Raw genomic sequence first — 10,106 nt, forward strand, 5'->3', positions numbered from 1 at the left:
AAGCAACCCAGAACGATCAGCCGCCGGTCAGCCATTGGCCCGCCGCCCGAGCAGAAGGTACAGGAAAACAGCGGCCCCGAAGATTCCAAAGACAGTGCCGGCCGGGATCTCATACGGGTAGCGCAGCACGCGCCCCAAGATATCGCATATCAGCAGCAGCCCGGCCCCGGCAGCCGCCACAACGGGCAGGCTTTCGCGCAGGTTGTCGCCCATCAGCCGCGACACCAGATTGGGCACCACCAAGCCGATAAAGGGCAGCATCCCCACCGTCACGATCACCAGGGATGACACCAGCGACACGGTGACAATGCCGAACCCCAGCACCTGCCCGTAGCGCAGACCCAGGTTCAGGCTCACGTCGCGGCCCAGCCCGGCAATGGTGAACTGATCGGCGGCAAAATAGGCCAGCAGCGCCAGCCCGCCTGCCAGCCACAGCAGCTCATACCGGCCCGCGAGGACGCCAGAGAACTCACCGCTCATCCAGACGCCAATGTATTGCAGCAGCCCGCCCTCGATGGCGATGAAAGTGACCACCGCCATCAGCAGCCCGCCATAGACCAGCCCGGACAGCGGGATCAGCAGCACCTGTTGCGGCGGGATGCGCCGCGCCAGCAGCATGAAGACACCGGTGCCTGCCAGTGCCGCCCCGGAGGCCGCCAGCATCTTGACCAGAATGGGCGCGCCGGGGGCCAGCAGCGTCACCGCCAGCAGGCCCAGCATCGCTGCCTCGCTGGTGCCGGTGGTGCCCGGCTCAACAAACTTGTTGCGCACCAGCAGTTGCATGATCACCCCTGCCACCGCCATCGCGGCACCGGTCAAGAGCACCGCGGCAGTGCGCGGGATGCGGCTGACCGCCAGCACCTGCAGCGCCTGCGGATCGCTCAGCAGCGTGCCCAGCGGCAACGGCTCGGCCCCCACCAACAGGCTGACCGCGGCCAGCGGCACCAAGAGCGCCGCCGCCAGCTGCAGCCAGCGGCGCGGCGCAGCCGTATTGGGGGCGGCCAAATCAGCCACCCGCTTTGATGCCCTGCGAAAACCCGGCTTTGATTTCTTCCAATGTCGCGCTCATCGACTGGATGCCGCCGCCCGCCACATAGATATTGGCGGCGTTCAGATAGACCACTTGCCCCCGCGACCAGGCCTTGGTGCCTGCAACCAGCGCGTTGTCCAGCGTTACCGCGGCGGCCTGATTGCCCTGCCCCAGTGCCACCGCGCGGTCCACCACGATCAGCCAGTCGGGATCTGCAGCAGCAATGAACTCGAACGACACCGCCTCGCCATGGGTCTGCGCATCCAGATCCGGCACCGCCTCGGGCAGGTCCAGCGCCTGATGCAGCCAGCCGAACCGCGACTGCGCCCCATAGGCCGAGACCCGCGGCCCGTTGGTCATCACGATCAGCGCATCGCCGCGCCCGGCCACTGCCGCACGGGCCTCTGCCAGCTTGGCGGTGAAGGCCGCTTCCAGCTCTGCCGCCCGGTCCTCGCGCCCCGTCAGACGGCCATAGCTGCGCAGCCGCGCCAGCGCCTGCTGTGCCAGACCGGTGCCCCAGATCGTCATGTCGATGGCGGGAGCAATCTCCGACAGCGGCTCAACTTGTGTGGAAGACCGCCCGCCCGCCACAATCAGGTCCGGCGCCAGCATGGCAATCGTCTCGAAATCCGGCTCAAACAGCGTGCCGGCAGAATCTGCGCCTTCCTTCAGATCGTCCAGATAGCTGACGAACATCTCCGCAGGCACGCCCACCGGCTGCACCCCAAGAGCGTCCAGCGTATCTGCCGCGGCCACGTCCAGAACCACGATTCTCTCAGGGATTTCAGGCAGCTCGACGCGGCCCCGGGCCGTCTCTACTTCCAGCCCCTGCGCCGATGCCGCAGCCGCCAAGGCGAAAAAAACCGGCGCCGCCAGTTGCAAAACCTTCCAATGTGCCATTTCCTGTCCTCTGATGAGATGGAATTCGGCTGGCTGACGAAGGCTTGCTGAAAATCAAGGGGGGCTTACCGGCACATGCGGCAAAAGTCCAGACGCGCCATTTCGCTGCCCCGGCGGCAGCCTGCAGATGCGCCCGCCCGGCGAAGGCGCGCAAATCACCGCCCTGCCTGCAGAAAACCTCTTGATGCAGCAGACCCCCGATTGTAAGGAGGCGGCCACCGCACGGTCCTGCACCTGATAAGGCTTCGACCCGAACCGTCAGCTTTGCACCTCCCAGCCCCCCGAACTCTGGACAGAAAGGCCCCGCGATGCCGCACCGGCTCCCCCTCTCCGATTTTCCGAACCGCCCGGCACAGGCGCAAAGCCGATGAGCAGCGGCGCAAAGACATATGAGGGCCTCTACGGGCTGGATGCCTGGGGCGACGGCATGCTGCAGGTCACCCCGGACGGTGCCGTTGCGCTGCGGCTGCCGCAGGCCCCGGATGCCAAGCCGACCCCGCTGCCGGAGGTGATCGCGGCGATCGAGGCGCGCGGCATCTCCGCCCCGGTGGTGCTGCGGGTGCATCAGTTCCTTGAGCAATCCCTGACCCAGCTGCACGAGGCCTTCAACAGCGCCATCGAGAACGCGGGCTACAAGGGCCGCTACCGCGGCGTGTTCCCGATCAAGGTGAACCAGCAGGCCGAGGTGATCGGGCATCTGATGGCCGCAGGCCAGAAGTTCAGCTACGGGCTGGAGGCCGGCTCCAAGCCGGAGCTGATGATTGCCCTGTCGCAGCCCCTGCCCGAAGACGCGCTCTTGATCTGCAATGGATCGAAGGACGAGGCCTTCATCCGGCTGGCGATCCTGTCGCGCAAGCTGGGCCACAACACCGTCATCGTCATTGAAACGCTGGACGAGTTCGACATCATCCGCCGGGTGGCAGAGGATCTGGACATCCGCCCGCTCCTGGGCGTGCGGGTCAAGCTGACCGAACGCGTCACCGGCAAGTGGCAGGCCAGCTCCGGCGACCGCTCCACCTTCGGCCTTGGCGCGCATGATCTGGTCACGCTGATGGACCGCCTGCGCGACAGCGGCTTCCTCGACTGCCTGGTGCTGCAGCACAGCCACCTGGGCAGCCAGGTGCCAAACATCTTCGACATCCGCCGCGCCGCGGACGAAGCCTGCCGCTTCTTTGTGGAACTGACCCGCATGGGCGCGCCGCTGACGCATATGGACCTCGGCGGCGGCCTCGGCGTCGATTACACCGGCGAGCGCCGCCCGGACGAGAACTCGGTCAATTACACCGTCAACGAATACTGCACCAACATCGTCGAAACCATCCGCTATGCGCTGGATGAGGCGGGCATCGCCCACCCCACCATCGTCACCGAAAGCGGCCGGTTCGTGGTGGCGCATTCGTCTATCTTCATCTTCGAGGTTCTGGGCGCCACGCTTTATGACGCGCCGGAAAAGCCGGAGGTACGGCCCGACGACCACCACCTGGTCTCGGACCTGATGGCGGTGGAGGCCTACATCGGCGGGCCGCGCTTCCAGGAGGCGCTGAACGACGCGATCTATTACCGGGATGAGCTGCGGGCGCTGTTCCGCCGCGGCCAGATCGGGCTGGAGCAGCTGTCGCGCGCCGAACAGGGTTTCCTGTATCTGGCGGGCCTGTTCAAGGCGGCGGCGCGCGGGGACGAGACCCTGTCCGAAGCCGCCAGCGCGCTCGGCGCCTTCACCGACCACTACCAGGGCAACTTCTCGCTGTTCCAGTCGCTGCCGGACGTTTGGGCCATCGACCAGCTGCACCCGATGATGCCGCTGCAGCGCCTGAACGAGCTGCCGTCGCGCAACGCGATGATCACCGACATCACCTGCGACAGCGACGGCAAGCTGGATCACTTCATCCTGGCCGACGGCACCGCCAACGCCCTGCCGGTGCATGACCTGCGCGAGGGCGAGCATTACCTGATCGGCGTGTTCTTTGTCGGCGCCTATCAGGAGACGCTCGGCGACTTGCACAACCTGTTTGGCGATGCCAACGTGGTCACCATCTCTCTGGACGGCCAGGGCGGCTTTGATATCGAGCACGAGACCGAGGCCGATACCATCGCCGAGGTGCTGTCCTATGTCGAATACGACCCGCGCCAGTGCCTGGAGACCTTCCGCAAGCGGGTGGAACGCGCCGTGAAATCCGGCAAGGTCAACGCCGCGGAGCGCCGCCAGATGATTGCCGCCTACAAGGACAGCCTCGCGGGCAGCACATATTTCGACTGAAGCCGCCCCCCGGAAGACGACCCAGGGGCACATCGGAACACCGGGGCCTTGGCCCCTTCTGCAAAGGAACAAACATATGGAAAAGGTTCTGGTTGTTGGCGCCGGCGGCGTCGGATCCGTCACTGTCACAAAAATGGCCATGCACCCGGAGATCTTTAAGGAGATCACCCTGGCCAGCCGCACGGTCTCCAAATGCGAAGACATCGCCGCCAACGTCAAGGAACGCACCGGCGTCACCATCCGCACCGCGCAGCTGGACGCGATGAAGGTCGCTGACACCGTGGCGCTGATCAAGGAAACCGGCGCCGAGCTGCTGGTGAACCTCGCCCTGCCCTATCAGGATCTGGTGCTGATGGACGCCTGCCTTGAGGCCGGCATCCACTATCTCGACACCGCCAACTACGAGCCCGAGGACGAGGCCAAGTTCGAATACAAATGGCAGTGGGCCTATCAGGAGCGCTTCAAGGAAGCAGGCCTGACCGCGATCCTGGGCGCCGGTTTCGACCCGGGCGTCACCTCGATCATGGCGACCTGGGTGCGCAAGCACAAGCTGGAGGGCATCCGCCTGATCGACGTGCTGGACTGCAACGGCGGCGACAACAGCAAACCGTTTGCCACCAACTTCAACCCGGAAATCAACATCCGCGAAGTGACCGCCCCGGCGCGCCACTGGGAAAACGGCGCCTGGATCGAATCCCCGGCGATGACCCGCAAGTACGAGTTCGACTTCCCCGCCGTCGGCAAGAAGAACATGTACCTGATGTACCACGAGGAGCTGGAATCGCTGTCGACCCACTTCCCGGAGATCGAGCGCGCCCGCTTCTGGATGACTTTCGGCGACGCCTACATCAACCACGTCACCGTGCTGCAGAACATCGGCATGACCAGCATCGAGCCGGTGATCCACAACGGCCAGGAAATCATCCCGCTGCAGTTCCTGAAAACCGTGCTGCCGGATCCCTCCGAGCTGGGTGAGCTGACCAAGGGCAAGACCTGCATCGGCGACATCATCACCGGCCCGGCCAAGGACGGCGGCGCAGAGAAGACCTACTACATCTACAACATCTGCGACCACGAGGAATGCTACGCCGAGGTCGGCAGCCAGGCGGTGGCCTATACCACCGGCGTGCCGGCGATGATCGGCGCCGCCATGGTGATGAACGGCACCTGGCGCGAGCCGGGCGTGTGGAACACCGAACAGCTGGACCCGGATGCCTTCATGGACATGCTGAACACCGACGGCCTGCCCTGGCAGGTGGTCGAACTGGACGGCCACCCGGAGTTCTAAGCACTCCAAGCAACCGGCCGCGGGCATCCACTGCCCGCGGCCAGACATACGGGCTGGTTTCATCAGAAGCCGGCCCTTTCCGTTCCCGCTGCAACGAAAGACCCCGCCATGGACATCAAAGCGCTTTCTACTGAAAGCTTTGCCCGCTTCGACCTGCACCGTGTGCCCTCCCCTTGTTTTGTCGTGGATGAGGTCGCGGTCGAGCGCAACCTGACGATCCTCAAAGGCGTGGCCGACGCCTCCGGCGCCAACGTCCTCTTGGCACTCAAGGCGTTCTCGATGTTTGCCGTCGCCCCGCTGGTGCGGCGTTACCTGTCCGGCACCTGCGCCTCCGGCCTTTATGAGGCGCGGCTGGCGCGCGAGGAATTCGGCGGCGAGGTCACCACCTATTCCGCTGGCTTCAAGGCCGAAGACCTGCCCGAAATCATCCGTCTGTCGGATCACCTGATCTTCAACTCCCCGGCCCAGCACCGCCGCTTTGCCCCCCTGATCGCAGAGGCCCGCACGAAGGGCGAGAGCATCTCCATCGGCCTGCGCGTGAACCCGGAGCATTCCGAGGGCTGGAACGAGAAATACGACCCCACCGCCCCCTGCTCGCGCCTCGGCACGCCCGTGTCGCAGCTCAGCGATCAGGACTGGGACGGCGTCGAAGGGCTGCATATGCACACGCTCTGCGAACAGCTGTTCGAACCGCTGCAGCGCACCTTCGCCGCGCTCGAGGAGAAGATGGGCGACCGCCTCAAGCAGCTCAAATGGATCAACCTCGGCGGCGGCCACCACATCACCATGCCGGACTACAACCGCGACGGACTGACCGCCCTGATCCGCCATATCCGCGAAACCTACGATGTCGAGGTCTTCATCGAGCCGGGCGAGGCGGTGGCGCTGCATTCCGGCATTCTGGTGGGTGAGATCCTGGACGTTGCCGAAAACGCCATGCCGCTGGCGATCACCGATATCTCCGCCACCTGCCACATGCCCGACGTGATCGAGGCGCCCTATCGCCCCGACCTCCTGGGCGAAGTCACGGACGTGCCTCCGCACCGCCTGGGCGGGCCGTCCTGCCTGGCGGGCGACGTGATCGGCGATTACGGCTTTGCCACCCCGCCGCAACCCGGCGACCGCATCGCCTTCCTCGACCAGTCGCATTACTCGATGGTCAAGACCAACACATTCAACGGCGTTCCCCTGCCCGCCATTGCGCTGTGGAACTCCGAAAGTGACGCGCTGAAACTCCTGCGCACCCCCTCCTATGACGATTTCAAGGACCGCCTGTCATGACCTACTTCCTCGAAGGCGAACTGAGCGACGCCGAACGCGATCCAGCCACCGCCCGCTTCCGGGTGATCCCGGTGCCGCTGGAGCGCACCGTCTCCTATGGCGGCGGCACCGAGGGCGGCCCGGAGGCCATCCTTGAGGCCAGCGTCGAGCTGGAACGCCTCTACCGCGACGCGGAACCCTGCGCCGCGGGCATCGTGACCGAAGAAGCCGTCGACTGCACCGGCCCCCTGCCCCAGGTGATGGAGCGCATCGCCGCCCGCACCGAGGCCGCCGTGGCCGCAGGCGCGGTGCCGGTGACGCTGGGCGGCGAACACGCGCTCAGCTACGGCGCGGTGCGCGGTGTTGCCCGGGCGCTGGGGCGCCCCGTGGGCATCGTCCAGATCGACGCCCACGCCGACCTGCGCAAGGCCTATCAGGACGAACGCCACTCCCACGCCTCCGTCATGCAGCTGCTGGCCGAGGAAGACGGTGTCCGCATCGCCCAGTACGGCGTCCGCGCCATGAGCCAGGAAGAGGTCGACCGCCGCGCCGCCTGCAAGGTGATCTCCATCGACGCAGAGGAGCTGGTCACCGGCAACATCCACTCCGTCACCTTGCCCGGGGATTTCCCGCAGGATGTCTATGTCAGCTTTGACGTCGACGGTCTGGACCCGGCGATCCTGCCCGCCACCGGCACGCCGGTGCCCGGCGGCCTCGGCTACTATCAGGCGCTCAACATCGTGCGCTCCGCGCTGGCAGGCCGCAAACTCGCGGGTTGCGACGTGGTGGAGCTGGCCCCCACCGAGGACAGCCGGGTATCGGAATTCACCACCGCCCAGATCACCTATGCGCTAATGTCCTTCGCGGCAGCCAAGTAACGCTCCGGCAGCCGGGGGCATCTGCTTCCGGCTGCCCCCAGAGCGGCAAAACTGCAACAGCGCTTAACAAACTAATTTACTCAACAATACCCCCTTGCGCCCGGCGCAAACCCTCCCTATCTGGCGCAGGCCTTTGACAAGGCGAGCCAGGAATTAACCCAAGCTAACAGCTCCAAGAACACGGGTTAATCATGGCACGAACTTCCAGCATCCGCCTGTCCGGGCTGCTCTGCAGCACCGCGCTCACACTCATCACCGCCTCCGCCGCGCTGGCAGAAGACGACGAGGTCCTGTCGCTCGACCCGATCGTGGTCAAGCAGCGCGACCCGATCGGCAACGCCGCCGACCGCGCCACCGCGGTCTATGTGGCCGACGCCGAGATCGAACGCGCCGCCATGGGCGACCTCAAGGACCTGTTTGCAGGCATCGCCTCGGTGTCCGTCGGCGGCGCCATTCCTGTGGCGCAAAAGATCTTCGTAAACGGCGTCGACATGCTGAACCTGGCCATCCAGGTGGATGGCGTCAGCCAGAACAACCGCGTCTTCCACCACGTCAGCGCCAACGCCTTTGACCCCGGCCTGATGAAATCGGTCCGCGTTGACCCCGGTGTCGCCCCCGCTGATGCCGGCCCGCAAGCGCTGGCCGGCCGCGTCGTGATGGAAACCATCGATGCCGGGGACATCATCGAAGACGGTGAAACCTTTGGCGGCAAGGCCCGGCTGTCCTACTCCGGCAACGGCGATACCGCCCAGGGCGCGCTGACGCTTGCGGGCCGCAGCGGCGGTTTTGAAATCCTCGGCTACGCCAAACGCGCCACCGGCAGCAACTACGAGGACGGCGACGGCGTTGAGGTCACCGGAACCGGTGCCGACCTGACCGCGGGCCTGCTGAAATTCGCCTACGAATCCGACCAGGGTCACCGGGTGGAACTGTCGCACCAGCAGCTGGAAGATTCCGCCCTGCGCAACTTCCGCTCCAACTTCGGCCCTTCCGGCTCTTTGGTGCGCTACGACACCACGCGCAAGGTCACCGCGCTGCGGTACGAGTTCCTCACCGGCGCCGGCATGTGGAACCCGGAAGTGGTCTTCGGCTTCTCCGAAACCGACGTCCACGCCCCGCTATATGAACCCAGCACCGGCGTTTCCAACACCTACTCGGCCAAGTTCCAGAACACCTTCTACCTGTCCCAGAACAACACCATCACCGCAGGTCTGGACTACCAGGAGAAGGAAAGCTCCTACACCAACGGCGGCCTGACGCCCGACGCACAGGAAAACAGCGAAATCCTCGGCATCTTTGCCCAGGCCCGCCTGCAGCCCACTGACCGCCTTAAACTGTCGGGCGGCCTGCGCTACGACTGGCAGGATTTCACCGGCCAGGACTTCGCGCAAACCGGCACCCCCTACACCGCCTCCCCCAGCGGCGCGAGCGGCAACCTGTCCCTGACCTATAATTTCACTGAGGAGTTCTCGGTGCGGGCGGCCTATTCCAGTGTGTTCGGCGGCATCGGGCTTGAGGACAACTACTTATTCTGGCGCGCTTGGGACTACTCCGCGCTGCGGTCTTCCCGCGCGGAAAACATCGTCATTGGCGCGGATTACGACGCAGGCAACTGGACCCTGGGCGCTGAATGGTTCGACACCGAAATCGACGACGTCCGCACTTTCTCCGGCGCAGCTGTCACCAACGCGGATTTCCGAAGCAAAGGCTACAACCTCGGCGCCACTTACGGCTGGGACAGCGGTTTTGCCCGCTTCACTTTCAGCCGCAGCAAAAACACATGGAACGGCAACGCCCCCTCCAGCTTCGACGTGCTGGATTACGGCACACCGCTGGGCAGCATTCTGGCTCTGGAAGTCCAGCAGGAACTGCCGCTGTACAACCTCGTCGTCGGCGGTGCCATCGACGCGGCGCTGGACTATAGCACCGGCTCCAGCGAACCCGGCCTGCAAGAACTTGAAGGTTACGAAGTGGTCTCCGTCTTTGCGGAATACACCCCGCCCGCCGCCCAGAATGTGAAAATCCGCCTCGGCGTCGACAACCTGTTCGACACCAGATACGCCGACCGCGCGACCTATGGCGGCGACTTCGCGGGTTTCACCGAACTCAACGAACCGGGACGCACCATCACGCTGACCGCGACCATGAAGTTCTGATCCCAAACGCAGCGCCTGCCACGGCGCTGCGCCCCTGCGGGCCTCGCGGTATCCGGCGGTTCTCCACCGGATACCGCAAACCTCACTAAAATACTCAGAAACCCCTTTTCCCGCCCCGCCGCACAGGCTAAGTACCGGGCGTGAAATCTCTTTCACAGTCGGCGCCCGGCTTTTTGCCCGCGCCGCTCCGCAGCCAGCTTCCCGCTAGTACTTGTCAGAAACTGACCCGGCCCGACGGCCCGGCTCCGCCGGCGCCCGCCGGCGCCGCGGCACGGCTACGGGAAGACCTGAACCCATGCACCCCGCCCCTGCCCCCTCCCTGACGGGAGACCCGCAA

The 10,106-nt window shown here is 65.2% G+C and carries 8 protein-coding genes (1 of these 8 only partly in view); 5 read left to right on the forward strand and 3 right to left on the reverse strand.

The window, feature by feature from the left end; genetic code table 11:
- The 3 genes in view from GKC28_RS25235 to GKC28_RS25245 are tightly spaced (each overlapping or abutting the next) and all read right to left on the reverse strand, a layout consistent with a single transcriptional unit that may run on beyond the window.
- Window positions 1-35, reverse strand: the 5' portion of a protein-coding gene (locus GKC28_RS25235) for an iron chelate uptake ABC transporter family permease subunit (RefSeq protein WP_174149702.1). 895 nt of this gene lie to the left of the window's left edge; only the first 35 of its 930 coding nucleotides appear in the window; the start codon lies at window positions 33-35; the stop codon falls past the left edge of the window.
- Window positions 28-1,014: an iron chelate uptake ABC transporter family permease subunit gene (locus GKC28_RS25240; RefSeq protein WP_174149703.1), complete on the reverse strand. Its 987-nt coding sequence runs from the start codon at window positions 1,012-1,014 to the stop codon at window positions 28-30. The genes GKC28_RS25235 and GKC28_RS25240 overlap by 8 nt, the downstream gene beginning before the upstream one ends.
- Window positions 1,007-1,930: a siderophore ABC transporter substrate-binding protein gene (locus GKC28_RS25245; RefSeq protein WP_174149704.1), complete on the reverse strand. Its 924-nt coding sequence runs from the start codon at window positions 1,928-1,930 to the stop codon at window positions 1,007-1,009. Before GKC28_RS25245 ends, GKC28_RS25240 begins: the two co-directional genes overlap by 8 nt.
- A 367-nt stretch (window positions 1,931-2,297) precedes the next feature.
- Here GKC28_RS25245 and speA point away from each other — a divergent pair, with 367 nt between their 5' ends.
- The 5 genes from speA (at window position 2,298) to GKC28_RS25270 (ending at window position 9,769) form a co-directional block, all read left to right on the forward strand.
- A complete protein-coding gene (gene speA, locus GKC28_RS25250; protein ID WP_174149705.1) occupies window positions 2,298-4,187 on the forward strand; it encodes a biosynthetic arginine decarboxylase in 1,890 nt (629 codons plus the stop codon).
- Window positions 4,188-4,263: 76 nt separating this feature from the next.
- Window positions 4,264-5,475, forward strand: coding sequence for a saccharopine dehydrogenase family protein (locus GKC28_RS25255; RefSeq protein ID WP_174149706.1), 1,212 nt, complete (start codon window positions 4,264-4,266; stop codon window positions 5,473-5,475).
- A 108-nt stretch (window positions 5,476-5,583) separates the two neighbouring features.
- A complete protein-coding gene (locus GKC28_RS25260; RefSeq protein WP_174149707.1) occupies window positions 5,584-6,756 on the forward strand; it encodes a carboxynorspermidine decarboxylase in 1,173 nt (390 codons plus the stop codon).
- Window positions 6,753-7,613 carry an agmatinase gene (gene speB, locus GKC28_RS25265; protein ID WP_174149708.1) on the forward strand — a complete coding sequence of 287 codons (861 nt, stop codon included), beginning with the start codon at window positions 6,753-6,755 and terminating at the stop codon, window positions 7,611-7,613. The genes GKC28_RS25260 and speB overlap by 4 nt, the downstream gene beginning before the upstream one ends.
- Before the next feature lie 191 nt (window positions 7,614-7,804).
- On the forward strand, window positions 7,805-9,769 hold the full coding sequence (locus GKC28_RS25270) for a TonB-dependent siderophore receptor (protein WP_174149709.1): 1,965 nt from the start codon (window positions 7,805-7,807) through the stop codon (window positions 9,767-9,769).
- Window positions 9,770-10,106 lie beyond the last annotated feature (337 nt).

Origin of the sequence: Leisingera sp. ANG59 (genome assembly GCF_013317235.1) — a bacterium.
Taxonomy (GTDB): Bacteria; Pseudomonadota; Alphaproteobacteria; order Rhodobacterales; family Rhodobacteraceae; genus Leisingera.